At 60.0% G+C, this 25,759-nt stretch carries 24 protein-coding genes and 1 pseudogene; 13 read left to right on the forward strand and 12 right to left on the reverse strand.

Annotation, left to right across the window (positions count from 1 at the left end):
• Window positions 1-19: 19 nt before the first annotated feature.
• The 7 genes from IB245_RS25485 to IB245_RS25515 form a co-directional block, all read right to left on the reverse strand.
• Window positions 20-1,444 carry an undecaprenyl-phosphate glucose phosphotransferase gene (locus IB245_RS25485; RefSeq protein WP_008041091.1) on the reverse strand — a complete coding sequence of 475 codons (1,425 nt, stop codon included), beginning with the start codon at window positions 1,442-1,444 and terminating at the stop codon, window positions 20-22.
• A gap of 384 nt (window positions 1,445-1,828) precedes the next feature.
• Entirely contained in the window at window positions 1,829-2,350 is a 522-nt protein-coding gene (locus IB245_RS25490) for a hypothetical protein (protein ID WP_008041092.1), read from the reverse strand.
• 158 nt (window positions 2,351-2,508) lie between these two features.
• Entirely contained in the window at window positions 2,509-3,030 is a 522-nt protein-coding gene (locus tag IB245_RS25495) for a methylamine dehydrogenase light chain (protein ID WP_008033908.1), read from the reverse strand.
• A gap of 17 nt (window positions 3,031-3,047) precedes the next feature.
• Window positions 3,048-3,668 carry a methylamine dehydrogenase accessory protein MauD gene (gene mauD / locus IB245_RS25500; RefSeq protein WP_008041094.1) on the reverse strand — a complete coding sequence of 207 codons (621 nt, stop codon included), beginning with the start codon at window positions 3,666-3,668 and terminating at the stop codon, window positions 3,048-3,050.
• A gap of 3 nt (window positions 3,669-3,671) precedes the next feature.
• On the reverse strand, window positions 3,672-4,211 hold the full coding sequence (locus IB245_RS25505; RefSeq protein WP_192229051.1) for a MauE/DoxX family redox-associated membrane protein: 540 nt from the start codon (window positions 4,209-4,211) through the stop codon (window positions 3,672-3,674).
• Between the two features lie 13 nt (window positions 4,212-4,224).
• Window positions 4,225-5,373, reverse strand: coding sequence for an amine dehydrogenase large subunit (locus IB245_RS25510; protein WP_192229052.1), 1,149 nt, complete (start codon window positions 5,371-5,373; stop codon window positions 4,225-4,227).
• Between the two features lie 284 nt (window positions 5,374-5,657).
• The gene (locus IB245_RS25515; RefSeq protein WP_192229053.1) at window positions 5,658-7,139 is read right to left on the reverse strand and encodes a sensor histidine kinase; all 1,482 of its coding nucleotides are present in this window, start codon (window positions 7,137-7,139) and stop codon (window positions 5,658-5,660) included.
• A gap of 338 nt (window positions 7,140-7,477) precedes the next feature.
• Here IB245_RS25515 and IB245_RS25520 point away from each other — a divergent pair, with 338 nt between their 5' ends.
• From IB245_RS25520 to feaR, 9 genes are all read left to right on the forward strand, one after another.
• Window positions 7,478-8,641, forward strand: coding sequence for an acyl-CoA dehydrogenase family protein (locus IB245_RS25520; RefSeq protein WP_192229054.1), 1,164 nt, complete (start codon window positions 7,478-7,480; stop codon window positions 8,639-8,641).
• 25 nt (window positions 8,642-8,666) lie between these two features.
• Window positions 8,667-9,038, forward strand: a complete 372-nt coding sequence (locus IB245_RS25525) for a hypothetical protein (RefSeq protein WP_008033901.1) — start codon at window positions 8,667-8,669, stop codon at window positions 9,036-9,038.
• A gap of 3 nt (window positions 9,039-9,041) precedes the next feature.
• Window positions 9,042-9,527: a nuclear transport factor 2 family protein gene (locus IB245_RS25530; protein WP_192229055.1), complete on the forward strand. Its 486-nt coding sequence runs from the start codon at window positions 9,042-9,044 to the stop codon at window positions 9,525-9,527.
• Complete coding sequence (locus IB245_RS25535; protein ID WP_192229056.1) at window positions 9,524-10,672, forward strand: amidase; 1,149 nt, start codon at window positions 9,524-9,526, stop codon at window positions 10,670-10,672. Before IB245_RS25530 ends, IB245_RS25535 begins: the two co-directional genes overlap by 4 nt.
• A 20-nt stretch (window positions 10,673-10,692) precedes the next feature.
• Window positions 10,693-11,976, forward strand: a complete 1,284-nt coding sequence (locus IB245_RS25540; RefSeq protein WP_192229057.1) for an aromatic ring-hydroxylating oxygenase subunit alpha — start codon at window positions 10,693-10,695, stop codon at window positions 11,974-11,976.
• A complete protein-coding gene (locus IB245_RS25545) occupies window positions 11,973-12,473 on the forward strand; it encodes an aromatic-ring-hydroxylating dioxygenase subunit beta (RefSeq protein WP_192229058.1) in 501 nt (166 codons plus the stop codon). Before IB245_RS25540 ends, IB245_RS25545 begins: the two co-directional genes overlap by 4 nt.
• Window positions 12,474-12,483: 10 nt before the next feature.
• Window positions 12,484-13,224 (forward strand): SDR family NAD(P)-dependent oxidoreductase, encoded by a 741-nt coding sequence (locus IB245_RS25550; protein WP_192229059.1) that lies wholly within the window; start codon window positions 12,484-12,486, stop codon window positions 13,222-13,224.
• 245 nt (window positions 13,225-13,469) lie between these two features.
• Entirely contained in the window at window positions 13,470-14,417 is a 948-nt protein-coding gene (locus IB245_RS25555; protein WP_192229060.1) for a PDR/VanB family oxidoreductase, read from the forward strand.
• 151 nt (window positions 14,418-14,568) lie between these two features.
• Window positions 14,569-15,489, forward strand: a complete 921-nt coding sequence (gene feaR / locus IB245_RS25560; RefSeq protein WP_192229061.1) for a transcriptional regulator FeaR — start codon at window positions 14,569-14,571, stop codon at window positions 15,487-15,489.
• Window positions 15,490-15,682: 193 nt separating this feature from the next.
• Here feaR and IB245_RS25565 read toward each other — a convergent pair whose 3' ends face one another.
• Complete coding sequence (locus IB245_RS25565; protein ID WP_008033885.1) at window positions 15,683-16,312, reverse strand: response regulator transcription factor; 630 nt, start codon at window positions 16,310-16,312, stop codon at window positions 15,683-15,685.
• Window positions 16,313-16,573: 261 nt separating this feature from the next.
• On the opposite strand from IB245_RS25565, the gene hpaC reads away from it, so the two are divergent.
• The gene (hpaC, locus tag IB245_RS25570; protein ID WP_008033884.1) at window positions 16,574-17,086 is read left to right on the forward strand and encodes a 4-hydroxyphenylacetate 3-monooxygenase, reductase component; all 513 of its coding nucleotides are present in this window, start codon (window positions 16,574-16,576) and stop codon (window positions 17,084-17,086) included.
• Between the two features lie 109 nt (window positions 17,087-17,195).
• On the opposite strand, the gene IB245_RS25575 is transcribed toward hpaC, so the two are convergent.
• Complete coding sequence (locus IB245_RS25575) at window positions 17,196-18,140, reverse strand: hypothetical protein (RefSeq protein ID WP_192229062.1); 945 nt, start codon at window positions 18,138-18,140, stop codon at window positions 17,196-17,198.
• 456 nt (window positions 18,141-18,596) lie between these two features.
• On the opposite strand from IB245_RS25575, the gene IB245_RS25580 reads away from it, so the two are divergent.
• Entirely contained in the window at window positions 18,597-19,745 is a 1,149-nt protein-coding gene (locus tag IB245_RS25580) for a hypothetical protein (protein WP_192229063.1), read from the forward strand.
• Between the two features lie 173 nt (window positions 19,746-19,918).
• On the opposite strand, the gene IB245_RS29460 is transcribed toward IB245_RS25580, so the two are convergent.
• The 3 genes and pseudogenes from IB245_RS29460 to IB245_RS25590 all read right to left on the reverse strand — a co-directional run bounded on the left by IB245_RS29460 (window position 19,919) and on the right by IB245_RS25590 (window position 23,555).
• A complete protein-coding gene (locus IB245_RS29460; protein ID WP_411740552.1) occupies window positions 19,919-20,749 on the reverse strand; it encodes a methyl-accepting chemotaxis protein in 831 nt (276 codons plus the stop codon).
• A 27-nt stretch (window positions 20,750-20,776) separates the two neighbouring features.
• A pseudogene (locus IB245_RS29465) lies at window positions 20,777-22,045 on the reverse strand (HAMP domain-containing protein); the annotation flags it as partial.
• A 187-nt stretch (window positions 22,046-22,232) separates the two neighbouring features.
• Window positions 22,233-23,555 carry a hypothetical protein gene (locus IB245_RS25590; protein ID WP_192229065.1) on the reverse strand — a complete coding sequence of 441 codons (1,323 nt, stop codon included), beginning with the start codon at window positions 23,553-23,555 and terminating at the stop codon, window positions 22,233-22,235.
• A gap of 276 nt (window positions 23,556-23,831) precedes the next feature.
• On the opposite strand from IB245_RS25590, the gene IB245_RS25595 reads away from it, so the two are divergent.
• Both IB245_RS25595 and IB245_RS25600 read left to right on the forward strand, forming a co-directional pair.
• On the forward strand, window positions 23,832-24,221 hold the full coding sequence (locus IB245_RS25595) for a c-type cytochrome (protein WP_008033873.1): 390 nt from the start codon (window positions 23,832-23,834) through the stop codon (window positions 24,219-24,221).
• 47 nt (window positions 24,222-24,268) lie between these two features.
• The gene (locus IB245_RS25600; protein ID WP_192229066.1) at window positions 24,269-25,759 is read left to right on the forward strand and encodes an aldehyde dehydrogenase family protein; all 1,491 of its coding nucleotides are present in this window, start codon (window positions 24,269-24,271) and stop codon (window positions 25,757-25,759) included.

A 25,759-nucleotide genomic window follows, 5' to 3' on the forward strand; every position in this document is an offset into this window, starting at 1 on the left:
CCTACAGTTTCACCACGCACTAATAGGCCTGTTTGCCGGAGAAGGCAGATACCGTCCGTAAAAGAATGATGAAGTCGAGCCAGAGCGACCAGTTGTTGATGTACTCGATGTCTGAGTCAACCCGGCGAATCATTTGTTCTACATCTTTCGTTTCACCACGAAGACCCCGCACCTGCGCCAGCCCGGTGATACCCGGTTTAATGTTATGTCGCGCAAAGTAGCCCGAGACATCGGGCGAGTACTGCACGTCGTGTTGAATCGCGTGCGGGCGAGGCCCCACCAGCGACATTTCGCCCATCAACACGTTGAACAATTGCGGCAGCTCATCGAGGCTGGTTTTGCGAATAAAGGCGCCCACCCTGGTCACGCGTGGATCATTCTTTTGTGCCTGCTTGACGGTGCCGTCCGACGGCTGATGGACCACCATGCTTCTGAACTTCCAGATACTGAAAACTTCGCCGCTCCACCCCATGCGTTGCTGACGAAAGAACACGGGACCGGGGCTATCGATCTTGATCGCAAGGGCAACTAACGCCAGCACTGGCGCCGCAAAAAGCAGGATCAGAAAAGCGCCGACCTTGTCTTCGAGATTCTTCAGGAACAGTCGCATCCCCATCAGCGGAGTTTCGGACAAGGTCAGCACGGGAATGCCGGCAATCTCGCGAACGCTGTGGTTGATCAACTTCAAGGCGAAAATGTCAGGCACCCAGTTAACCCTGACGTGTTTGTCGAACAGGCTTAAATAAACCTTCTGGATAACTTCGGAGCCGCCCACAGGGGTCACAAAATAGACGGTACGAATGGCGTGTTTGACAACCAACTCATCAAGATCAGAGATATTGCCCAGTATCGACAGGCGTGGTGCGCCTTCCACGCCTTCCTTTGCCCAGTCATCGTCCGCGCCAATCAACACACAGCCAACGATGCGTTCACCGAGCCAGGGGTTGTTACTGATTTTCTTGTGGAGGTAGCTCGCCAACTCGCCCGAGCCAATGATCAGCGAGTTTTCCAGTTGCGTCGGGTGGGCCAGGAATTTCTTCTGCATTTCCCGTGAGGCGAGGTGCAAAAACAACTGGGCGAAATAGCCAAGAACAAATAACTCCCCAACCAATAGCCGCGAATACCGTTCGCTGGTTTTGGTCAGGAAAGCCATGGCAACGAGAAAACCAAAGGTCGCGGTCCATGCCTTCAGAAGCTTGAAGGCTTTGACAGTGAACCCGACATTGCTGCGGTAAATGGCATAGTGGTCGTACACGACGGCCAGCGCGCCAAGCAGCAGCAGGAGCATGATGACGTAGTCTTGCGAGATGAAGCCTATGTGATAATTGATCAAGAACCACGCAACACCGGTTACCGCAACGCAATCGAGACCGGCCTGAACAACGATACTGGTACTGCTTCTTCGCTGGAGAACGGAACGGGTACTGTTAGGCTCAAATATCATCTTTAGACCTCATTTGCTTTCCCTTGCGCTCGGTAATGACGAGATTCAGGTCAACACAGCCCTCATTTGAGAGCCTCAGCGTCACCGACAAGCTGCTCATACTTGTGACAGGTTTGCACCCTCAAATGCGTAAATCCGGTGAGACGAAGACAGGTGCTGTCACTTTAGCACCACTGTGCACACATTCATTCTATAGCTACGGATTCAGACAACATCCATATATAAAAATGCACTCGGACACAAGGTGCCGGGCAAACCACGGAGAGACGCCTGCACGGCGTTTGCCGCAAGGTCGTCTTGTTATCGCAGAGGAGAGTTGGCGTCGCGGAAGGGCGGGGGAACGGGCCCCCGTTTTTGCAATGACGGCTTTGGTTCAAGCCGTTGTCAGTTGTTCATCCCGTCTTCAATTGCGATGCCTTGCGCACGCATTTGCTGGATCAGGCCGGCGCGGGTGCCGGGGAGGTTGAGCATGGTTTCTGCGCGCAGTGCCGCCACTTCGTCGGCGCTGTAAGGCTGATAGTCGGCTGGCGTGCTTTTGCCTGCCATCCCGTCGGCACGGATCAACCAGTTGAGCAGGTCGGCCAGTTGCGCGTTGTCCAGCGCGGACTGCGACATGCCCGGCACGCGCACGAGAAACTCGCGGCCGCCCGGCACTTTCAGAAAGTTGCCGACAAACCCCGCCATCCGGGGCGTGTCATTCGCGGCAGAACCCATGCCATTGCCCAAGTGGCAACCGGCGCATTGCAGTTGGTAGTTCACGCCAACGCTGTAACCGGCCTGGGCAATCGGTTTTTGCAGGGCTTCATTGCCCGGCGCATGCCGTTGCGCCGGGTCCGGGATGGCCCTGGCATGAACGAGCGGGGCGGTCATGGCGCAGACAAGACCGAGGATGAGCAACCTACCCATAAGCAGCACCTCCACTTGTACAGGTAAACATCGGACCTGTAGGAGCCGGCTTGCTGGCGATGGCGTTCTTGAAAACGCTATCGTCGGAACGCCGCCCGCAGCAAGCCGGCTCCTACAAAAAGCCATCGTTTGCGTGAGCAGCCGACGGTAAATGCGCGTTAAACCGCGACGCCACGAATGATCGAAACGGTGCAGTGGTAGATGTGCGATTTGGCGGCCAGGCACCAGTTCACATCGTTGTTGTTGAACGGGCGATAGGCCGGTTCTTCACTGTCGTTACGGGTGCAGGCGCACTGCGCACAGCTCTGCTTACCGCAGCAGTCGTTGTACGAAATGATGTAATCCTTGCCATCGGCCGGGTTGCGGCAGGTGCCGATCCAGGTCACTTGCGACACTTCCGTGCCCGGCGGACAGGACGTCACCGACCCTCCGCAGCAGCTGCACAAAAAGCCATCGATGGAGCAGTAGCGCCAGTAGTCGCAGGTGTTCGGATCACCCGGGTCACCGGCTTTCGGGTTATCGGCGGCCAGGGCTTTGCTGGTGCGATCCAGCGGCAACAGCAGCGGCAACGCGGCGCCGGCAACCATCAGAGAACCCATGCGCGACAGCAGTTTGCGTCGTGAGGTTGTGTCGGCAACACGACGAGTCGAACGCTCAAACAACAGATCCAGCAGTTTCATGAAGGTCTCCTGCCTTATCAGTGGCTATGGCCGTGGCTGTGGTCGTGTGCATGCGGCTGGCTGTTGAGGTATTCCTGCAGCGTCGCGCTTTTCAGGTGCTCGACTTCGAACAGGCTGTCCAGGTGCTCGCGGGAATTGACCAGGCCTTTGGCGCGCAGGGTGCCGCTCTTGTCGATCAGCGCGGCGTACGGCAGCTTGCCGATCTGGTAGGTCATGCCCACTTCAGGCCCGACCACATAAGTGGCGTCTTCCAGTTTGTGTTCGGTGATCAGCTTTTGCTGGGCGTCCATGTCGCCGTCACTGATGAACACCACGTCGAGGCGATCGGCCTGTTCCTTGGCGATGGATTTGATCGCCGGCAGCAGCGACTTGCAGATCGGGCAGGTTGGCGAGAGGAAGAACAGCAGTTGCGATTTCTCGCCGGCATAGCCGAAGTTCACCGGGCGCCCTTTGCGGTCGGAGGCGGTGACCTGTGGCGCGGCTTCGTTGACCGCCACGCCTTTGTCCATCATCAACGCACCGGCCGGGGCCAGACGGCCGTGCAGCACACCAATCTGCCGGACCAGGCCCATGACGGCAAACGCCACGGCCACCAGCAGTACCCAGAGCAGAACGTTGGAAACGATTAAGCCTTCCATTGATCACCTACCAATCAGTTTGAGCAGAAGAGGGGAGTTCGCCAGCAAGCCATCGGCTGCGGCGTAAATCAGCAGCGCGACAGCGCTGGCGGCGACAGTCACGAAGCCGTCGAAAAAACCCAGGTCACGAACCACCGGCGAGACACTGGCCAGCAACGCCAGCGCCACCAGCGCGCTGTTGCGCAGCAGCAGAACCGGGCGCAGCGGTTGGGCCTGGTCCGGGCCGGCACAACCGCAGTCGATATCGCGACGGCCGCGCCACAGGTTGATGCCAATCGCCGCTGCATACAGTGCGATCAGGCTGGCGGCGCCCAACGCTGCCCAGGCACGGCTGACCGGTACCAGCAGCGCAAAGGCGATGGCCAGTTCAACCACCGGAATGACGCGTGCGACGGGGCGTACGGCCACGTCGGGCAGCAATTGGTAGTCCGCCAGTTGCCGGGCAAAACGTGCCGGCGCGCGCACCTTGTGGGTCGCGGCACTGGCCAGCAACACCGCGATGGCGAGGGCGCTGGCAATGATGAAGATCGGATCTAAGTGCATGGCCGAACCTCGGTTAGTAGCTCATGACCTGAGTCGCGGTTTTCGCGACTTTCGCCATGCTGCCGGTGAGCGTGTTGGTCTTCAGGTCGAAGATCTGCAAACCGCCTGCAACGTCGGCGCCCAGCAGCAGCGGCTTGTCGTCGCCGGTGGCCTGCATGCTCCACACCGGAACCGGTGCCTCCAGCGTGGCGACCTTCTTGTGGGTTTTCAGATCAAACGCCCAGATCAGCGGGCTTGGGTCTTCCCACTTCATCGGTTCGTGCGCGTCGTGCATCAGCACGTACAAGCGGTTCAGCTTCGGCGCGACAGCCATCAGCTGCCAGCCGCCCGGTGCCCAGCCGGCCTTCTTTTCCTCGTCGCTGGTCAGCGACCAGGACGGCAGGATTTTCGGTGCGTCGGCCGAGAAATCCACCGGGCGCACGGTGCCCGTGGTGGTGGTGAAGTAATAGGTGTCGCCGACGTTCACCGCGCGTTCCACCAGTTTTTCCGCGTTCGGGTCAAAGAACGGCGTGCGGCTGCGTGCGGTTTCCTGGCCCTGATCGTTCAGTGTGATCACTTGCAAACTGCCGTCGCCGCACAGCGAGGCGAAGCGGCGATTGCCGATCGGGTAGTTGAGCACGCAACCGGGAATCGCCAGTTCGGCGGTGACGGCTTTGGCCTGGGTGTCGACCACGGTCACCGAGGTCGACGGGGTGAAGTTGTAGACGTAGACAAAGCGGTCATCACCGCTGGTCTTCAAGCCGTAGCGCTGGGTCAGCGACTCGGCGCGCTTGGTAGGAATCAACAGCTCCCAGGCCGGCGACAGGGTGGAACTGTCCCAGGCGGTCAGCACGTCGGTGCGGGTGCCACGGGTGCCGCGCGAATAAAAGATGTCGGCGCTGTAGAGGGTTTTCTGATCGTGGCTGAGCGTCGAGGGCGCAGCAAAACCAGTCGGCACCATGCCGAGCACGCGCTTTTTATCGGGGTCGACCACGGTGACACGGCCCGCCACGAAACTTTCGAATTCGACGTCGACGATAAAGGCCCGATGAACTTCCGGCGGAAATGCCAGAACGGTCTGGCCGATCGTGTCAGCGGGCAGATCCGCGCTGGCATTGTTCAAACCCAGTACCAGCAGGCTGAGACTCAGCGCTGACTGTACGGTGATCCTGGTGGCTCGCATTAGGGGGAACTCCCTGAATTATTGTTCGTGCAAATCGCAAGTGCATTGGCAGATTTTTGCAGTTCGATTCTGCCTCGCTGGCAGAAGGGGGGAATTGCTGTGGCTGCCAAGCGTTTGTGTGTCTGTGCCAGTCTCGAAAAACCGGCTGCACACACCGCAATTGCAAGCCAAAACCACTGACCTGTAGGAGCCAGGCTTGCCGGCGAAGGCGTCCTTGAGTACGCCTTCGCCGGCAAGCCTGGCTCCTACAGGTTCGTGTTTTTAATTCAGGTTCTTCGGTGGTTTCAGGCGGGAGTTGCGAGGGGAAGGGTGAAGGTGAAAACAGCACCGCAGGGCTCAAGGTTTTGCGCCCAGATATCGCCGCGATGGCGGCCGATGATGTTTTTGCACAGCGCCAGGCCAATGCCGTTGCCGCTGACCTTGGAGGAGAAGAAACCGTCGAACAGCTTCTCTTGCGCCTGGGCCTGAATGCCGCGACCGCAGTCTTCGATGCGCACCAACGCCACGTCGTTTTCGCGGCTGGCGTGAATGCGCAGGACCCGTCGTTCAACAGGCAGATCGCTCATTTCTTCAATCGCGTTGAACGCCAGGTTAAGAATGACCTGACCGATCAGCACCTTCTCGCAGCTCACCCACAGCGGCGCGGGACTGGCGACAATCTCGACGCGGACCAGGCTCGGATCGGCGCGCAGGCTGATGAAATAGCGGGTTTCGCGCAGCAGTTCGTTGAGGTCGATCAGCTCTTCGGCCTGCTCCAGTTTGACCACGTAATCGCGCACGCTTTTGATGATCAGCGACGCATGTTCGATTTGCCGCACGGCGTTTTGCAAACCCCAGGCGACGCCCTGATCCGTGGCGGACTCCTTGCCCAGGCGAATCACCGCGCCTTCGATGAAGTTGCGGGTGGCGGCCAGCGGTTGGCTTAGCTCATGAGCAATGGCCACGGCCATTTCACCCATGGCGTTGTAGCGCGCCAGGTATTCGAGTTTCTGCTCGCTGACCCGCCGAGCTTCTTCGGCGCGCACTTGTTCGGTGACGTCGCGAAACAGCAGCAGGTGGCCGACCAGGTCGTCTTCGATCTCGATAAAACGACACGTCGCCTCATGCCAGCGCCATTCACCGTCGCGGCGTTGCAGGTGGTAGTGCACGCGGAACGGCGCATGTTCCGGGGTCTCGCTGGCCAGCTGTTGCAGCAGCCGGCGGCGCGAATCGTCGTCGCACCATGACAGGAAGTTTTCGCCGAACAGCGTGTGTTCTTCGCTGTTGAGCAGGTGCGCGCCGGAGTCGCTGATAAAGCGGATATCACCTTCAGGGCCGAGCACCGCGACACCTTCGGCGAGGTCCTGCATGAATGCCTTGAGCCGGCTTTCGAAACGCTTGAGGTCGCGCTTGACCTTGTCCTCCCTGGAGATGTCGCGGAACTGCACCATCAGCACATCGCGACCCTCCAGATGCACCAGCGTCGCGACCGCCTCGGAGAGGATTTCCACGCCTTGCTTGGAGCGATAACACCACTCGATGGCGCGCTGGCCCGTGCGCGCTGCGCCTTCCAGCCAGCGCAGGCCGACCGAACGCCGGTACTTGGGCGCGTCGCGGGTCATGTCCGGGGCTTTCAGCGGCGTCAGTTCTTCGAGGGTAAAACCCAGCGCGTCGAGGGCGGCGGTGTTGGCCCAGAGGATCTCCTTGCTCTGCGCATCGTGAAGAATGATGCACAGCGGCATGGCTTCGATGAGGGTGAAAAAGTCGTGCGGTTTTGGCAGGTACATCGCGCAGTCCTGAGGAACCGGTGAAGGGAAAGTATGGCTTTTTATACCCGCTTGCGCGTGGGGATGCGCTCAGAGGTAACCGGGGGCGGGCTAGGGGATTCCTTTAGTGAAGAGGCTGCACGCACCAATAGTGGCGACCCGACGCGGTTTTTACACTGGACCTCAATGCAAGGGCAGCCACGCATCTTCTCTGTAGGAGCGAGGCTTGCCCGCGAAGAACGATAACGCGGTCTGCCATTGAAACCGCGGTGCCTCGTTCGCGGGCAAGCCTTGCTCCTACAGGGATCGGTGTTGTCCAGCCTCGGCCCACTAACAATAAGTAAAACGGAGAGAAGCCCATGCTGCGTTCAGTTGTCGCGGAGAAAGACCCTCTGCCAGGCGTCGACGGCAACACCGTCCACCGCCAGGCCTTTGAGCAGGTGCTGGCGGAAGTGCGCCAGCGTCGCGATGAATTCGACGCCGGTTCCCACGTGCCACGGGACATGATCGAGCGCTTCAAGCACGTGGGCATCTACCGCGCCGCCACGCCGAAATGCTTCGGCGGTGACGCCCTGGCGCCGGCGCTGTTCCTGCAAATGATCGAGCGTATTTCCGAAGCCGACGGCTCTGCGGGCTGGGTCGCCAGCTTCGGCAGCGCCGGCGTCTACCTCGCCGCATTGCCGCCGGAAACCCTCGCCGAAATCTACACCCAAAGCCCGGACCTGGTGTTCGCCGGAGGCCTGTTCCCGCTGCAACCGGCTGAAGCTGTCGAGGGCGGCTGGCAGGTCAACGGCACCTGGAAATTCGCCAGCGGCTGCAAGGGCGCCGACTTGCTCGGCGTGGGGATTGGCGCGGCGGGTGGCAAGCCGCGCACTGCGGTGTTCCGTGCGGACCAGGTCGAGATCATCGAAAACTGGGACGTGGTCGGGCTCAAAGGCACCGGCAGTCACGACCTGCGCGTCAGCGACAAACGCGTCGACGAACGCTGGACCTTCATCCGTGGCGGTGCCGCGACCATCGACGAGCCGCTGTTCCGCTACCCGTCGATTGCCTACGCCGCGCAAGTGCTGGCCGTGGTCAACCTTGGCCTGGCCCGTGCCGCCCTCGACGAAGTCAGTCGCATGGCCGCCGGCAGCGGCATCACCGGCGCACCGAAAATGGCCGACCGCGCCTACGTGCGCATCGAGATCGCCAAGTCCGAAGCCCGACTGGCCGCCGCCCGTGGCTTCTTCTACAACGCCACCGAACAGGTGTGGAGTTCGATCCTGGCCGGCAACCCGGTCACCGCCGAGCAAACCAGCCTGTTGCGCTTGTCCGCGATTCACGTGTCCCAGGCGGGCGCCGCCGTGGTGCAGAGCGCGTACAGCCTCGCCGGCACCACCGCGATTTACCTGCGCCATCCGCTGCAGCGTTACCTGCGCGATTCGATGGTGGTCACCCAGCACGCGTTCCTCAGCGAAGGCCTGTACGACGGCGCCGGCTCGGTGTTCCTCGGCGTGCCGCCGTTCCCTGGCTACATCTGAACCCACTCTTCAAGGATCAAATTTCATGTCCCAGACCACCCAAGAACCGCTGCGCGTCGTCTTCTGCATCGGCATCACCCAGAACTTTTTCGACCTGCCCACCGGCGAAGGCCTGAGCGTCTGGAAAGGCTTCAGCCAGATGATGGGCTCGCTCGGCGCCATGCCCGGCATCACTGTGCTCGGTGCGATGGACGATGACCGGCTGATGGTCGGCCCGTCCACCACCTCGCCGTGGACCGTCTACATCATGGCCGACGTCGACTGCCACCAGTCGGTGATCGATGCCTGCAATCTGTTCCGCACCACGCCGGTGAACGAGTACAGCCTGTGGCGCTACGCCAAGGTTGAAGCGCGCATCGGTCGTCCACTGACCATCCCTGATGCCGCCAGGGTGTAAGCCATGAACGAGGCCTTGTTGCAGCGTCTGGCGACGCTCGAAGGGGAGAGCCAGGTGCGCCGCTTGATGGCGCGCTACATGGACCTGTGCGACGTGCCGAGGGCGATCACCCACGTCAGCGAGCTGGCGCAATTGTTCTGCATCGACGCCGTGTGGGAAGGCGTCGGCAGCGTCACCGCGCAGACCTTCGGCCAGCATCGCGGGCGTGAGGCGATTGCGGCGTTCGTCGGCGGTTACTTGCCGCCCTCGGAGCACTTTCGCCTGAACCTGCATTACCTCACCAGCGAGTCGATCCTGGTCGACGGCAGCACCGCGCAGGGGCAGTGGATCATGCAGCAGGTGTCGACCTACGCCGATGGGCGCAGCGAGTTGTTCGGCACGCGCTTGAACATCGATTTTCGCTGTGTCGAGGGTGTCTGGCTGATCGCGCATTTCCGCACGCAACGCTTGTTCAATTCGGACCTCTTCACCTCGGAGTCGGGCGCATGAGCACGTTTATCAGCGAATTTTTACTCGGTGGCGACGGCAAGCGGGTCGCGATCAAGGACTCGATCGACATCGCCGGCCATCCGACCCGCTCGGGCAGTCGTGCGTTTGCCGATGCGGAACCGGCGCTGCGCAACGCCGACGTGGTGGACGCGATCCTCGACGCAGGCTGGCAAATCGTTGGCAAAACCAATATGCACGAGTTGGCGTTTGGCGTGACCGGGATCAACGACTGGACCGGCACGCCGATCAACCCGCAAGCACCGGACCGCGTGCCGGGCGGCTCTTCCAGCGGTTCGGCGGCAGCGGTTGCCGCCGGTCTGGCGGACATCGCCATCGGCACTGACACCGGCGGCTCGGTTCGCGTACCGGCGGCGTGCTGCGGCATTGCCGGGTTGAAACCGACTTATGGGCGGGTCAGTCGGGTCGGTGCGCATCCGTTGGCGTCCAGCCTCGATTGTGTCGGGCCGTTTGCCGCCGACATGGCGGATCTGATCGCGGCGATGCAAGTGATTTGCCCAGGCTTCCAGGTGCAGGGTTTGCCCTCTGGCAACGCGTCGGTGGGTTTTCTTGAAGTCGACTGCGAACCGCATCTGCAAGCATGCCTCGGCGCCGCCGCCGACCTAGCAGGCTGGCGTCGTAGTCAGCTGCACCTGAGCGATTTCGAAGCCGCATTCGCCGCAGGCCTCACCGTGATCAATTTTGAAAACTGGGCCGCGTTCGGCCACCTCACGGGTAAAGGCCTGATTGGCGCGGATGTCGAGCAACGCCTGCTGGCCGCGAGTCGCACCAGCGCGGCGGACCTGGCACAAGCGGAGAAAGTCCGCGCGCGCTTCAGCCAGCAAGTGGACGCCGCGCTGGAAGAATTTGCGGTGCTGCTGTTGCCGACGATGCCCAGCCTGCCACCGACGCTGATCGAAGCCCGCAGCGCCAGCAAAGCGGTGGCCGGCATGACCCCGTTGGTGCGGCCGTTCAACCTCAGCGGCCATCCGGCGCTGACGGTGCCGGTGGAACTGGAGGGCAGCGGATTGAAAGTCGGCCTGCAGATTGTCGGTCGTAAAGGTCAGGACGAGCTGGTCTGCGCCTTCGGTGCGCAGTTGCAACAGAGCATGGCCGGCGAACGGTCGACCCCTAACAAGAAATCATAAAAAGCCATGAGGAGAACCGCATGAGCACTCATGAATACCGGCTGATCGCATCATCGAAAAGCCCGGACGAACTGGTCAGCCACGACCGCGTAGACGTCTCGCTGTACAACGATCCGGCGCTGTTCGAAGCCGAGCTGGAAAAGATTTTCTACCGCACCTGGGTGTGGGTTGCCCACGAAAGCGAAGTGCGCAACAGCGGCGACTTCAAGACCGCGACCATCGGCCGTCGCCCGGTGATTGTGGTGCGCGACAAGAAGGGCAACATCAACGTCCTGGAAAACCGCTGCCGGCACCGTGGCGCCACGGTGTGTGAAAAACACAAAGGCAACGCCACCGGTTTCACTTGCCCGTATCACAGCTGGTCGTACGGTCTGGACGGCAAGCTCCGTGCGCTGCCGTATCCGGACGGCTACGAAGGCATTCTGGAAAAGTCCGAATTGCCGCTGACCAGCCTGCGCGTGGAAAGCTACGCCGGCATGGTTTTCGCCAGCTACAACGACGACATTGAACCGCTGGAAGACTTCCTCGGCGGCGCCAAACACTGGATGGACCTGTTCATGAAGCAGGGCGCCGGTTTCCCGATCAAGACCCAGGGCGAACACAAGTTCAGCTTCAAGGGCAACTGGAAGATCCAGCTGGAAAACACCACCGACGGTTATCACTTCCCGATCGTGCACAAGTCGTTCATGTCGTCGGTGGATGAGGAAACCTCGGAAATGCTCTCGTTCATGACCGACGAACAAGCGGTCACCCATTCGCTGGGCAACGGCCATAGCGTGATGGTGATGGTGCCGGAACACGTCGATCTGGATCATGACGACGGCACCGAACAGTTGCAGGAGCGCTTCGCTCACGTCACTGAAGAGCTGTCGAAAACCATGGAGCCTGCGCAAGTCCGTCGCATAGTGCGCTCGCTGCACGGCGCCGGTTTCAACCTGAACCTGTTCCCTAACGTCGCGATGTCGATGTCGTTCTTCCGCGTGCTGCGCCCGGTGTCTGTGACCGAAACCGAGATCCGCCACGTTGCCCTCGGCATGGACGGCGGCCCGGAAATCGCCAACCGCGAACGCATGCGCATTCATGAACACTTCCAGGGCCCGTTCGGTTTCGGCAGCCCGGACGATGCCGAGGCCTGGGATCGTGTGCAGCGCGGTTCGTACGCCGGCGTCGACGCGCCGATCCTGGTCAACCGTGGCCTCAATCGCGAAATCACTGCCGAGAACGGCGACAAAGTCAGCCACGCCACCGACGAAGGCGGCATGCGCGGTGCCTACGACATGTGGAAAAGGATGATGAGCCAATGAGCAATCACGACACCCTGAACGGTTTTTCCGGCCCGTTGGCCCAGGCCATCGAATTCATCTGGCGCGAAGCCGAGTTGCTTGATCACAAGAATTACGCCGAATGGGCGACCCTGTGGAGCGACAGCGGCAAGTACATCGTGCCGATCGACCCGGACACCGAGGACTTCGAAGCGAACCTCAACTACGCCTACGACGATGCGCGCATGCGTGACTTGCGCATCGAACGCCTGACCGCCGGCTACTCGCCGTCGGCGGTGGACGCGGCGAAAACCATCCGCTCCGTCTCGCGTTTCCGCCTGGTCGAAGCCGCCGGCGACATCGTCGAAGTCAACTCGGCGCAGTTGCTGTACGCCTACAAACGCGGCGTGCACACGCCGTTTGTGGCCGACCTGAACCACCGTATCCGTTTCACGGATGGCGTGCCGACCCTGGAGCGCAAAGTGGTGCGGCTGATCAACTCCACCGACAGCCTGAGCGCGCTCGGCTTCCTTCTGTGAGGGCAACATCATGAGTCGAGTAGCCCTTGTAACAGGTGCCTCGCGCGGACTGGGCGAGTGCATCGCCCGCCGTCTGCACGGGGCGGGTTATCGCGTCGCCCTGGCGGACGTGCGTCTCGAGGGCGTGCGGCGATTGGCTGCCGAGCTGGATGCCAGCGGTGCCAGTGCTGTCGCCATTGAGCTGGATGTGCGCAGCAAGGCCGACTTCCAGCATGCCCGCGACGTGCTGGTCGAGCATTGGGGCGGCTGCGACATCCTGGTGAACAACGCCGGCGTGTCGAAAGTCGCCGCGTTGATGGACATCACCCCCGAGGAGTTCGACGAGTCGATGGCAATCAACCTGCGCGGCACTTTTGTCGCGTGCCAGGTGTTCGGCGCGCACTTTGCCGAGCGTGGTTTTGGCCGCATCGTCAACATCGCCTCGCTCGCCGGGCAGAACGGCGGCACCGCCACCGGCGCGCATTACGCAGCGGCCAAGGGCGGCGTGGCGACGCTGACCAAGGTCTTCGCCCGTGAACTGGCCCCGCAAGGCGTGACGGTCAACAGTATTTCGCCGGGGCCGCTGGACTTGCCGGTGGTGCGCGAAACCGTGGCCCCGGAGCGTCTGGAACAGATCCTGAAAATGATCCCGGCCGGCACCCTCGGTGATCCCGGATACATCGCCGACAGCGTGTTGCTGCTGATCGCCGACCACGCCGCCTCCGTAACCGGCGCGTGCTGGGACATCAACGGCGGTCTGTTCATGCGCTAAGCAAGGCTTCACACACAACCCTTGTAGGAGGCGGCTTGCCGGCGATGACGCCCTCATCGGCGATACAAATCTGTAGGAGCCGGCTTGCTGCGGGCGGCGTTCCGACGATGACGCCCTCATTGGCGATGCAAGTCTCAAGGCCGCCATCGCCAGCAAGCCGGCTCCTACAAGGTGTTTTACACCAGACAAACGCAGGTGCCCGCAGGTGCCGTAAAAACAAAATCAACCGTATTTCAGGTGATGCAATGATGAAAGTGAAGATCGAAAGGATCGTCGACGAAGCGCTGGATATCCGTTCCTTTCGCCTCGTGCGCAGTGACGGCCAGCCGCTCGACGCCTATGAACCGGGTGCCCACGTCGACCTGACCGGGCCGACCGGAGTGACCCGCCAGTATTCGCTGTGCAGCCCGCCGCAGGACCGCCGCGCGTACCTGGTGGCGGTGAAGAAAGAGGCGCAGTCCCGTGGCGGTTCAGCGGCGCTGCACGAGGTGGAAGAGGGCATGGAGCTGGAAATGGGCGCGCCGCGCAACCTGTTCCGCCTCGACCCGACGGCCAGCGAACATGTGTTGTGCGCCGCCGGTATCGGCGTCACGCCGCTGCTGAGCATGGCTTATCGGCTGAGCGAAAACGGCCAGCCGTGGCGCCTGCATTATTTCGCCCGTTCGCCGCAATACGCCGCGTTCGCCGAGTTGTTGGCGAGTACGTTCGCCGGGCATGTGCAGTTCCACTACGGCATCGAGCCGGATGACATGGATGCCACGTTGAGTGAATGCCTTGACCACGCAGGTAGTACCGCACACGTGTACACCTGCGGCCCGGCGCCGTTCATGAACAAAGTGGTGGAAGTGGCGGCGCGCAGCCGCTGCGACGATGCGATCCACCTTGAGCACTTCCAGGCCGATCCCGCAGCGAATGCCGGTCCGAGTGGCGGTTTTGAAGTGGAGCTGGCCAGTTCCGGCGTGGTGCTTCAGGTGCCGGCCAACGCGAGTCTGGTCGATGTGTTGCAGGCTCACGGTTGTGACATCGACACTGAATGCCGCGAAGGCATCTGCGGCACCTGCATCGTCGAGGTGCTGGACGGTGTGCCGGAGCACCGCGACAACTGTTTGTCGAACAAGGAAAAGGCGTCCAACAAACAGATTTGCGCCTGCGTTTCCCGGGCCGTTTCCGCTCGTCTGGTATTGGACATCTAACGCAAGGGAAGGCTGGCAAGCCAGCGTCGGAGCCTGTTGAATAGGGCCCGGCGGCCGTCGAAGGAGGAGACAGCCAAGGTAAGTAACATTTGCCGAACCGCTCGACGAAGCGGTCGAAAAATAACAATAAAATGCGTGAGGCTTTGCAGTGATGATGACTTCTTCGGCGGTTCGCAACGAGGCGTTCGAAAGCTGGCTGAGCCAGGTCAACCAGGCATGCGGGCGTTTCGATGCCCGGGCCCTGGATACGGATTTCTACGGTGAGCTGGCGGAATATCGCAGCGGCGCGATCAACCTCAGTGTCGTCGACATGGCGCACGTGCACCTGTATCGCACCAGCAAGGACGTCAGTGTCAGCAGCGACGGCCACTATTACGCGGTGTTCCAGATGCGTGGCAGTTCCCGGCTGGAGCAGGGCGACAACCGCGCTCAACTGGGCACGGGCGACATCGCCCTGATCGACGCCTGCCGCCCGAGTGACATGACCTACAACGAGGATTCCCGACAGTTGTCGCTGATCCTGCCGCGTCAGGTGGTCGAGCGCGGTTCGCATTTCAATGCAGTCAACTGCGCCACACGCATCGCGGCCAGTACACCACTGGCGGCGATGGCCAACCGCTTGGTGCTGGATACCCGGCAGCAGGAAGGCCTGGACATGCAGGAAAGCGAAGCGGTGCTGGATGCGTTGGTCAGCCTGTTGTTGCCCGGGATCAGTGCCCGCGACAGCGGCGCAGATGCCCACGAGCGGCAGTTTCGCAAGATCATCGCCTACATCGACGAACACATCAGCGCCGAAGACCTGTGCCCCGAGCTGATTGCCCGTGAGGTAGGGATTTCGGTGCGCGGGTTGTACCGGATGTTCTCCAAGCGCGGCCTGGTGGTGGCGCAATACATCAAGCACCGACGCCTGGATTTCTGCGCGGAAAACCTGCGCCGCTCACCTGACGAGCAGAAGCTCTCGGCGCTGTGTTACGCCTGGGGTTTTTCCGATTCCAGCTACTTCTCATCGGCGTTCAAATCCCGCTTCGGCGTCTCGCCGGGCGCTTATCGCAAGCGCTACAGCCACAACTGACCTCTCCTGCAGGAGCCGGCTTGCTGGCGATCGCGGGGCATCAGACGCCATTGATGTTGAATGTGCCGGCCTCATCGCGAGCAGGCTCACTCCTACAGGGGATCATCGCTGCGCACATTCCCTGCGTTCGCTGGAGATCCAATGCAGGAGCCGGCTTGCCGGCGATGGCGGCCTCATGACCGCCACAGATCCCTCAATGCCGCGACGGCTCATCCACCGGTAAATGCAGCACTTCGCGCACCAGCATGGCAATGCTGGTCACGCCCATCTTTTCCTTGATCTTGGTCCGGTGCACATCAACGGTTTTCACGCTGATGTTCAGCTCCCGGGCGATGACCTTGCTGGCCTTGCCATCGATCACCAGCATCAACACCTCCCGTTCACGGCTGGTCAGCAGGGCGAGTTTGCCTTGCAGGTGCTGGCGTTGCTGCTGATCGGCCTGGGCATGCACGGCGGTCTTCAGCGCCGCTTGTATGCGGTCGATCATCTGCTGCGGGTTGTAGGGTTTCTCGACGAAATCCAGCGCACCGTTCTTCATCGCGGTCACCGACATCGGAATGTCGCCATGGGCGGACACGAAGATCGTCGGCAGGGTGCTGCCACGCTGGTTGAGGATTTCCTGCAGCTGAAAGCCGCTGGTTTCCGGCATGCGCACGTCCAGCACCAGGCACGCCGGTTGCTTGGGGTCGTACTGGCTCAGGAACTCTTCAGCGCCGGCAAAGCATTGCGCCTGGACACTGACCGACTCCAACAACCAGGCCAGCGAGGTGCGCAGGTCTTTGTCATCATCAACGATATAAACAATCGGTTTGCGGGTTTCCATCAGGGGTTGCCACGAGAATTTCTAATTATTGTTTTCGCACGCGTGCACGCTGCGGCGGACGTCGGCACCTATGTTGGTGCATTCCAGCAGAATACCCACTGCGACGGGCCCTGACGATAAAGAAACCACCTAGTCGACTAGCGGAAAGCCTACCTCGGCATGGGGATCGTCAGAATGGTTGCGCGCCACGCCGGGCTTTAGTCTTGTTCCATCACCCACGGGCCGCGAACACGCGGTCCTCCTGAAGGAAGGGGCACCGACATGGCCAACCTGAGCCAGCAGCAAATCGACTTTCGCAACGCCATGGCGCAACTGCCGGCGGCGGTGAACATCATCACCACCAACGGCCCGGGCGGTCGCTGCGGTATCACCGCCAGCGCCGTGTGCTCGGTGACGGATTCGCCACCGACCGTGCTGGTGTGCGTCAACCGCAACAGCGCCACCCACGATGTGTTTCGCACCAACGGCCGGCTGTGCGTCAACGTGCTGTGCGGCGAACAGGAAGAACTGGCCCGACACTTCGCCGGCATGACCCAAGTGCCGATGGCCGAGCGGTTTGCCTGGGACTTGTGGGACGGCGGCGACACAGGCGTGCCGGTGCTGCGTGATGCACTGGTGCAGCTGGAAGGGCGGATCAGCGAGTGCAAGGAAGTCGGGTCGCATTCGGTGATGTTTGTGGAATTGTCGAAGGTGGGCGTGCGCGGGGAGGGCGATAGCCTGGTGTATTTCAACCGGTTGTTTCATCGGATTGAGCATGCTGTGGCGGCTTGCTGAAACACAGCGTTATCGTTCATCGCGGGCAAGCCCGCGATAGCGGTATGTCTTGTAAAAGACACGTTGAAAGAATGTATTAAATTAGGTGTTTTGATGATTTTTGTACCATTTATAGTTGCTGGGGAAATCGCTGGTTTATTGGGGTTACGGTCACTGCCGGGCTAAGAAAGTCAATGTGGTAGCCGGAAGATCCATCACCAATGGCTAAATGAACCCCGCTGATGCCTTCATTCATTTGTGAGTTGATTTTGTAATCTATGTTTTGAGCTATAGCCTCGTTTACGCCGATGGCGAACTCAGTCAGCTTGAGCCCCCGAGGGCCGGCCGCTAGATCCAAAAGCTTTATGTGGTCCTCGTCTTTTATTTTTAGAGACGTCACGGTGTTGTCTTCAATTGATAAGAATGTATCTTCCTCCGAAATACGATCACTCAACCATTTGAGTGAGGTTTTCAAACCCTCAGGGAGTGTCGAGTTAGGCTTTCTCAGTACGGTCAGTATTCCTGCGACTTTTAACGTGCCGCTAAATGAAAATGGACATGGCTCTTGCGGGTGCATGTGAGCGTAATGGACTTCAAAGAACTCTGCCACGGACTGAACAAAATTGTGTGATACGTCTTCGGCGAGTAGTGCATAGGGTTGGGCGTGCGGGAAAACTGTGACGCGTGCATCGGCGTCGTTGCCAGTCAGAAAAAAAGATTCATTTGAATTCAGCATGTTTAACACAGACCGTTGTGTACATAAGGCATTTTCAAAATTGCTGCTCAGTAAAAGCTTCAGGCTATAGAGCGCGCTGGCTACAGTTGGCTCGAACACTTGAGTCGCGCAGAAAACGCTCTTCTTGTTTTTCGTGTTTTTTGCCAGTTCAAAAGTCATTTTTGCAGCATCGTTACTAAACGAAAAGACAATACTGTTTTTTGGCAGGTTTGCCAGATCTGAAATATTGGCCGTATTGAACCCTAAATGTTTGCACTCTCTGAGGAAGTCTTCTGAGTCTGCAATAATTGATGGTTTTTCGTGGCCGAAAAGTGTCGACATCATATTCGGTAGTGACATAAAACCCTCCTTGTTTTCCAATGCGCGGTAATAATGATTGCCGCGCATTGGTATCAGTTACTCTTCAGTATAAGCCCACGCCAACGGTGCCCATCCAAAGTTATCCGGTCCCGAAGTGATCCGGTTTAGGTTTTCCTTAACGATCTCGGTATTTTTCATTTGGTCTTCCTTTTTCATTTTTGGATTTTTGCTCCCGAAACTGCTTGGGAGAGAATTAATTAATACAGATTTTTTTGATGTATTAAATGGTTTGTTGGGTGTTTTTTAGAATAGTTTTGATGGTTTTTGTTCTTGGATGCTGCAGGCAGTTATTTATGTAGGGTAGATCTGTAGTCCTGTTCTGAAAATTTTATGTTTTCCATATTTTGGTTGCAGCTGATGATCTTGTGTCGTTAGGTTTATTTATGGGTTTTATTTTTTTGCCCAATGTTCAAGTGCCGATTGAGGGTTTATATAGTGCATGCGTCAAAGAAATATCTGACAGACTTGTCAGTCCATCAGGCTCTGTTATTGGTGGACCTGACCGAAACTAACGATCCAGACCACGCCGTCCGATTACTTCTGAAAGAGATCCTTCAGGGACTTACTGAAAAAGGCTGGCCTCAAGCACAGTTACTAACAGGGCCGCGCATTGTGTCCGCTGAAGAAAATTACGGTTTGTTGGGTTATGACCCGGAAGAAGTCACGCTTGGTAGTGAACACACCCGGTGGGTCGACGAGTATTCGCTGCTGCGAACGCAAACTACCAGCCAGATTCCGACAGCACTTCAGCGTGCTGCTGATGCACGGCAAGCAGGCGAGACAATATTGCTGGCCGCACCAGGTATCACTTTTCGCCGCGATAGTCGGGATCGTTGGCACTGCGCAGAACCTCATCAAATGGATATCTGGGTGTTGGGTGATCCGCAGCTTTCGACGCATGAGCATTTGTTGCGCCTGGTCAGCGATATCCTGAAGTCTGCCGTTCCTGAAAAGCCATGGGTCTATAGCGACAGTCCACACCACTACACCGAGGGTGGAATCGAAGTGAATGTGTTAAATGAAGGCGCTCCCGTCGAGGTGCTGGAGTGCGGTCGCATTGCGAAGTCTTTGCTGGAGCGCTTGAAGATAGATCCGCTGCGCCATGGAGGGCTGGCGCTCGGAATGGGGCTGGATCGCCTGACCATGCTACGCAAGGGCATTCCGGATATTCGCTTGCTGCGTGATCAGAACGTACGAGTGCAGGCGCAGATGCATGATTTGCATCCATGGAGTCCTGTATCACGGTTACCTTCGATTGCTCGGGATATCTCGTTGGCCGTGGCGCCAGGGCTGAGCGAGGAAGTTTTGACCGAAAGAATGTTGCAGGCGGCCGGTGATTGCTCTGATTGGATCGAAGAGATGCAGATCAAGGGGCGTTGGGCGTTCACGGATTTACCTGTGCAGGCAATTGAGCGCTTGGGGCTGCTGCCGGGTCAGGAAAATGTGCTTCTGCGTGTGGTACTGCGTGATTGTTCGCGTTCAATCACAACCGCCGAGGCAAATGCCTTGTATGGAAACATCCAGGCAGCGTTGCATGAAGGAGTGCCGGGTGCGGGGTACAAGATGGATCTTGCAAAGGGTTGAAGCCACCATTGTCGGGCTGTCCAGGCCATTACTGAGGAACCGCGTTATCGTTCATCGCGGGCAAGCCTCGCTCCTACAGGTGACCGGGGTGCCCGGACGGACGCGGTCACTGTAGGAGCAGCCGGGCGGCGTTCCGTTTGCTCGCGATAGCGGTAGATCAGGCACCGCTGCCTTCAGATGCGAAAACTCCCGACCAACTGATTCAGCCGCCCAGCCTCGCGTTCCAGCTCGGTACATGCCTGCAACGTCGATTGCAGGTTCTCCACTCCTTGCTGGTTCAGCGTGTTGATCTCGGTGATGTCCACGTTCAACGCCTCGACCACCGAGGTTTGCTCTTCAGTGGCTGCGGCGACCGATTGGTTGACGTTGTCGATCTCGCCAATGCGTTGCGTCACGCTGCCCAGTCGCGTGCCGGCGAGGTTGGCGATGCTGACGCTTTCCTCGCTGTGCTGCTGGCTCTCGGTCATGGTTGTCACCGACTCACGCGCACCGACTTGCAGTGCTTCAATCATCTGCTGAATCTCTGCCGCCGAGGTCTGTGTGCGTCCGGCCAGGCTGCGCACTTCGTCGGCGACCACGGCAAAGCCGCGGCCCGCTTCACCCGCCCGTGCTGCTTCGATGGCAGCGTTGAGGGCGAGGAGGTTGGTCTGCTGGGAGATGCCTTTGATCACTTCGAGGATTTGCCCGATGTTCACGGTTTTGCTGTTCAGCGCTTCGATGTTGACGCACGACGCGCTGATTTTTCCGGACAGTTCGTTCATCACCTCAATCGTGCGCTCGACCACCTGACGCCCGTCTTCGGCCTGTTGGCGCGCGGCGGAGGCTTGCTGCGAGGCATCGGAGGCATTGTTCGCAATTTCCTGGGCAGCGGCGCCCAGTTCGTTGATCGCAGCGGCGACGCTGTTGGTGCGGGTCGATTGTTCATCGAAATTGCTCAGCGATGCGTTGGACGCCAACAGCACACGCTTGGCGCCTTCGTTGACGCCGAGCGCCGCCGAAGACACCTCGCGAATGGAATGGTGAATACGTTCGACAAAGCGGTTGAACGCCGTCGCCAGTTGGCCGATTTCATCCCTTGATTGCACGGCCAGGCGTCGGGTCAGATCGCCTTCGCCCCGGGAAATATCCTCCATGACCCGCGTCAGCAGTTGCAGCGGCCGGGTGATGCGATACGCCGCGTACCAGATCAACACCAGGCCAAGCAGCGCCGAGCCGCCGCCCAGCAACAGCTCAAGCGCGGTGCTTCGCACGGCTTGCGCATCGAGTTCCTGTTGCAGCGTGGTGACCGGGGCGAGCAGCACGTTCTGCGGCACGCCAACCAGCACGCCCCACGGCGCTGCACCGACAATCGGTGCCAGCGGCTCAAGCACTTTGATCTGCTGTTGATCGACGAACACTTTCGGCTGGCCCTGACGCAAGGTGTCCATCACCTCTACATTGTCCAGCGGTTGCCCGAGGCGACTGACGTCCTGGCTGTTGGCGGAAATCACCCCGCGCGGGCTGACGATGCTGATCTGCCCGTTGCCATCGAACAGTTGGAGCGCGCTGGCTTCGCTGTTCTTTTGCAGGGCGGCGAGGTTGATGTCGAGGCCGACCACGGCGATGACCTTGTCATGGTCCAGCAGCGGGAACGCGATGCTGGTCACCAGTTTGCGGCTGCCGGAGGCCTCGTCGAAATACGGCTCCAGCACGCAGGCTTTGCGGGTGTCGCGGGCACAGGTGTAGAAGGCGTTGTAGGGCGCGCCGCTGGGGCCGGGCGAGGTGTTGGCGAGCAGCGCTTCGTCACCGATCACCGCTTGCAGTTCGCCGGGTTTGCTTTGCACCCAATACAGCGAAAAGCGCCCGGTTTCGTTGCTGCCCATGGCCGCCTGATCGACGAAACCAGCGTCGGCGCCGTCCAGGGCATCGGGTTCGAAAATGACATAAAGCCCGAGCAGGTCGGGCTTGTCGATCAGGGCCTGGTGCAGCTGGGTGCTCAGCTCCTGGCGCAGTTGTGGACGGGTAAGGTTGCCCTGATGTTGCAACTGCCTCAGGTAGAGCAAATAGCGCGACAACCCTTGGCCATATTCGTGCGTCTGCATGAAGGTGCGTTGCACCTGCATCGCTTGCACTTTGCCCAGCGCCTGCATGTGTTCCTTGGCGGCGTTGGCGAGCATTTCGCTGCTGGCCTCGGCCACTTGCTGGCTGCTCCGATGGGTTTGATACAGCGACAAACCCATCAGCAAACCCACCACCAACAGCAGGCAGAGGCCGGCGAGCAGGGCGATCTTGCTCTGAATCGTCAGGAATTTTTTGTGCATTGGAAAGGCCTTTTTCCTTGAAGAGCAACGCAATCCCTGTAGCGACTGGCGAAGCCTGTGGGAGCGGGCTTGCTCGCGAAAGCGGTGTGCCAGTCGACATCAATGCTGAATGTCAGGCCACATTCGCGAGCAAGCCCGCTCCCACAGGCTTCGCCAGCTACTAAAAGGATCGCGTTGCGGTTAAGTCTTAGAACGTAGTGGCGAAAATCACCTGGCTGTAGAGGTTCTTGTCGTTGCTGCCCAGCTGCGTGCCACCTTCGTCGGCGCTTTTGTCCGGCTGATAGAGGCCGATCAGCGGCATCACCGTCAGGTGCTCGTTGACGTGCCATTCGGCATACAGATCGACTTCGTGGCCATCGGTATTGCCGAGGTTGCGGTCGATGGTGTCGAAGTTGAAATACATCGCACCGACCGTCAGGTTCTCCAGCGGCGAGACGGTGAACTTGACCTGCTGGATACGCGAGTTGGTGTTGAACGGGCCGGCGTAGTTGCCGGCAACCTCACCCTGGAACCAGGTGCCGAAGCCACGGCTGAAACCATAGAACAGCGTGTCATAACCTTCCGAAAAACGGCTGTAGCGGTAGCTGGCATTTGGCGTCCAGGCCACGTCGGCGAAGGTCCAGCCGGCTTCCAGGTACCAGGCGTCTTCGGTGCTGGTGTGGGGTTTGTCCTGCTTGGCGTATTCGCCGGAGAGGAACAGGTTTTGCACCCCGGCATTGCCGGCTGCGCGCAGGCTGTAGGTTTTCATGCCGCCGCGTTCAAGCTGCGAAGGGGAGGCGAATTCTTCGTCGACATCGGTGGTGTCGATGTAGGTCAAGCCGACCGTGCCTGCTTCGGCGACATGCTCAAGCGTGCCGACGTACATTTCTGTTTTCGCTTGTGCGCGGTTATCGGACTTCAACCACATCAAGTCGCCACGCCAGCCTTCCTTGCCTCCCAGACGCAACACCGCGGTCTCGTCGAAGGCTTTGCGCGCCGCCAGCCAGTACGCGCCTCCGCGGTTGAACTCACCGTCGGCCAGACCTTTGCCCAAGTTGAGCGCGTCGCCATTAATCAGGAAACCATCACCGACCACGATGTTCTGACGACCGAAGGACAGGTCGACGCCGTCCTCGCCGAGCACGTCGAACAGCTTGCCCGAACGCCAGCCGAGGTAGGCGTCTTCGAATTTGGTGGTGCGTTCCGAACCGTCGCTGAAGCCTGCGGCATCGCCGTCGCCCCAGGTGCCGGAGCTGAGCAGGTTCGCCGCGCCGTACGCGGTGCCGACACCGGCCAGGCCCTTGTCGAAGCTCAGGCCATATTTGATGTAGCCCTCGCGCCACGACGAAGAACCCGGGTCGAGGCGACCGGACAGCGCGTAGTTTTCCTGGCTGTGGAAGATGCCGAAGACCGCTTCCAGCGTGGCGTTCAGGTGACTGTCGTCATCGGCGTAGAGTTCGTACGCGCCGGCATGGCCGGCGCTGATCATCAGGGCAAGTGTAGAGAGACGCAGCAAGGGGGACTTGAGCATGTGTGGCATCCGTTCTTGTTCTTGAGCGCAGGTTTGCGGTCTTTTTCGATACTAAGGCGCGGAACTTTTCCGGCCTTTTGTGTGGTTGCCAAAGAGTTGGCTGTGCTTGCCAAAATGCCCGGTTTGGCAGCCTCGCCAATACGACTGGCACGCAGGGCAAAACCTGCGCATCACTGACCATCGACAATCCCTATCAACCCTGTCGATGCACCGCTGCGTCGGCGCTCCCGTGTTGCCGCTCAATGGATGAGCGCGGATTTTCAAGGTCGTTTTCCTATGTTCACCTCGCTGCGATTGCCCCTCATCGGTCTGCTCTCACTCACCCTCGCGCACACCGCGCTGGCCGCTGACTGCGCGCCCGACCAAGGGCATGGGGCTCAGGTCTTCGCCAATGAATGCGCGGTCTGCCATTCGGTGACCAAGGGCATGACGGGAATGATGGGGCCGAACCTGGCGGGTGTGGTCGGGCGCAAATCCGGCTCGCTGGAAGGCTTCAACTATTCCCAGGCCATGCGCAGCAAAGACATCAACTGGCAGGCCGAGAACATCGCGCAACTCATCACCCAACCCCAGGCCTTCGTGCCGGGGACCTACATGCCCTACATGGGCCTGGCCTCCGCGGACGATCGCCAGGCGGTCGTGTGTTTCCTCAAAGAACAACAGTAATCAGCCCGTTATCCGGCTGAACAACACGTCTGAACCAAAGGTGATTTATGAGCAACGTTGAAATCCTGCCGCAGGTTGCTGCATTCCTTGACCGCCGCCACGGCTGCTTTATCGATGGCCAATGGGTGTTCGCCGAAGGGCCGCGTATTGCCGTGGTCAACCCGGCCACCGGAAAAACCCTGTGCGAAACCCTCGACGCGCCGCTGGATGTGGTCGAGCAAGCCGTGCAGTCGTCGCATAAAGCCTTCAAGTCCGGCGTATGGTCGGGCCTGCGCCCGGCGGACCGCGAACGCATCCTGCTGAACTTCACTGCGCTGGTAGAAGCGCATGCCGAAGAGCTGGCGCAGCTGGAAACCCTGAGCCAGGGCAAGTCGATCAACATGGCGCGCGCACTGGACCTGAACGCCACCGTGGAGTTCATGCGCTACATGTCCGGCTGGGCGACCAAGATCGAAGGGCAGACCTTTGACGTGTCGATTCCGCTGCCGCCGGGGGCGAAATTCACCGCGTTCACCAAGCGTGAACCGGTGGGCGTGGTGGTCGGGATCGTGCCGTGGAATTTCCCGCTGCTGATCGCGGCGTGGAAGCTGATGCCAGCCCTGGCCACCGGTTGCACGGTGATCATCAAACCGGCGATGGAAACGCCGCTGACCGCCATGCGCCTGGCTGAACTGGCGCTGGAAGCGGGGATTCCAGCGGGCGTGTTCAACGTCGTCACCGGTGGCGGTGCCAATGTCGGCGGTGTGCTGACGGCGCATCCACTGGTGAGCAAAGTGTCCTTCACCGGTTCCACGGCGGTGGGCAAAAGCGTCGGCGTGGCGTGCATGGAAAACATGACGCGGTTCTCGCTGGAGCTGGGTGGCAAAAACCCGATGATCGTGTTGGCCGATGCCGACATCGAAAAAGCCGTGCAGGGCGCAATCCTCGGCGGTCTGCTGAACAACGGTCAGGTGTGTGCGGCGGCTTCGCGCTTCTACGTGCATCGCTCGATCCACGATCAATTCGTTGAAGCACTCGCCGCCGCCGTTTCGGCGATGCCTATCGGCGCAGGCATGAACGGCGAAGCGGCGATCAACCCGCTGGTCTCGCGCAAGCAGCAGCAAAGCGTGCTCAAGCACATCGAGCTGGCGCGTCGCGAAGGCGCACGAGTAGTGTCCGGGGGCGAGCTGGTGGAAGGCGAGGGCTTCTATGTGCAGCCGACCATTCTGGCCGACATCGATCACAGCATGGCGGTGGCCCGCGAAGAGGTGTTCGGCCCAGTACTGGGGGTGATGCCGTTTGACGATGAAGACGCCGTGATCGCCCTGGCCAACGACAACCGCTACGGCCTGGCCGCGAGCCTGTGGACCAATGACCTCGGCAAAGCGATGAACCTGGTGCCGCGCATCGAGGCCGGCACCGTGTGGGTCAACGCCCACGTGCTGCTCGACCCGGCCATGCCGTTTGGTGGCGTCAAGCAGTCCGGCATGGGGCGCGAGTTCGGGCGTGCGGTGATCGAGGCCTACACCGAGCTGAAATCAGTGTGCATCGCCCACTGA

The organism is Pseudomonas sp. PDM02 (assembly GCF_014852285.1).
In the GTDB taxonomy this organism is placed as follows: Bacteria; Pseudomonadota; Gammaproteobacteria; order Pseudomonadales; family Pseudomonadaceae; genus Aquipseudomonas; species Aquipseudomonas migulae.

Excerpts from the sequence above, each read along its gene's own strand:
- IB245_RS25530 (WP_192229055.1), top strand. The coding sequence starts at position 9,042 with ATGAACGAGGCCTTGTTGCAGCGTCTGGCGACGCTCGAAGGGGAGAGC.
- mauD (WP_008041094.1), bottom strand. The coding sequence starts at position 3,668 with ATGGAAGGCTTAATCGTTTCCAACGTTCTGCTCTGGGTACTGCTGGTG.
- IB245_RS25600 (WP_192229066.1), top strand. The coding sequence starts at position 24,269 with ATGAGCAACGTTGAAATCCTGCCGCAGGTTGCTGCATTCCTTGACCGC.
- IB245_RS25540 (WP_192229057.1), top strand. The coding sequence starts at position 10,693 with ATGAGCACTCATGAATACCGGCTGATCGCATCATCGAAAAGCCCGGAC.
- IB245_RS25575 (WP_192229062.1), bottom strand. The coding sequence starts at position 18,140 with ATGTCACTACCGAATATGATGTCGACACTTTTCGGCCACGAAAAACCA.
- IB245_RS25555 (WP_192229060.1), top strand. The coding sequence starts at position 13,470 with ATGATGAAAGTGAAGATCGAAAGGATCGTCGACGAAGCGCTGGATATC.
- IB245_RS25485 (WP_008041091.1), bottom strand. The coding sequence starts at position 1,444 with ATGATATTTGAGCCTAACAGTACCCGTTCCGTTCTCCAGCGAAGAAGC.
- IB245_RS25590 (WP_192229065.1), bottom strand. The coding sequence starts at position 23,555 with ATGCTCAAGTCCCCCTTGCTGCGTCTCTCTACACTTGCCCTGATGATC.
- IB245_RS25525 (WP_008033901.1), top strand. The coding sequence starts at position 8,667 with ATGTCCCAGACCACCCAAGAACCGCTGCGCGTCGTCTTCTGCATCGGC.
- IB245_RS25565 (WP_008033885.1), bottom strand. The coding sequence starts at position 16,312 with ATGGAAACCCGCAAACCGATTGTTTATATCGTTGATGATGACAAAGAC.
- IB245_RS25495 (WP_008033908.1), bottom strand. The coding sequence starts at position 3,030 with ATGAAACTGCTGGATCTGTTGTTTGAGCGTTCGACTCGTCGTGTTGCC.
- IB245_RS25550 (WP_192229059.1), top strand. The coding sequence starts at position 12,484 with ATGAGTCGAGTAGCCCTTGTAACAGGTGCCTCGCGCGGACTGGGCGAG.
- IB245_RS25505 (WP_192229051.1), bottom strand. The coding sequence starts at position 4,211 with ATGCACTTAGATCCGATCTTCATCATTGCCAGCGCCCTCGCCATCGCG.
- IB245_RS25510 (WP_192229052.1), bottom strand. The coding sequence starts at position 5,373 with ATGCGAGCCACCAGGATCACCGTACAGTCAGCGCTGAGTCTCAGCCTG.
- IB245_RS25545 (WP_192229058.1), top strand. The coding sequence starts at position 11,973 with ATGAGCAATCACGACACCCTGAACGGTTTTTCCGGCCCGTTGGCCCAG.
- IB245_RS25595 (WP_008033873.1), top strand. The coding sequence starts at position 23,832 with ATGTTCACCTCGCTGCGATTGCCCCTCATCGGTCTGCTCTCACTCACC.
- IB245_RS25535 (WP_192229056.1), top strand. The coding sequence starts at position 9,524 with ATGAGCACGTTTATCAGCGAATTTTTACTCGGTGGCGACGGCAAGCGG.
- IB245_RS25515 (WP_192229053.1), bottom strand. The coding sequence starts at position 7,139 with ATGTACCTGCCAAAACCGCACGACTTTTTCACCCTCATCGAAGCCATG.
- IB245_RS25490 (WP_008041092.1), bottom strand. The coding sequence starts at position 2,350 with ATGGGTAGGTTGCTCATCCTCGGTCTTGTCTGCGCCATGACCGCCCCG.
- feaR (WP_192229061.1), top strand. The coding sequence starts at position 14,569 with ATGATGACTTCTTCGGCGGTTCGCAACGAGGCGTTCGAAAGCTGGCTG.
- IB245_RS25520 (WP_192229054.1), top strand. The coding sequence starts at position 7,478 with ATGCTGCGTTCAGTTGTCGCGGAGAAAGACCCTCTGCCAGGCGTCGAC.
- hpaC (WP_008033884.1), top strand. The coding sequence starts at position 16,574 with ATGGCCAACCTGAGCCAGCAGCAAATCGACTTTCGCAACGCCATGGCG.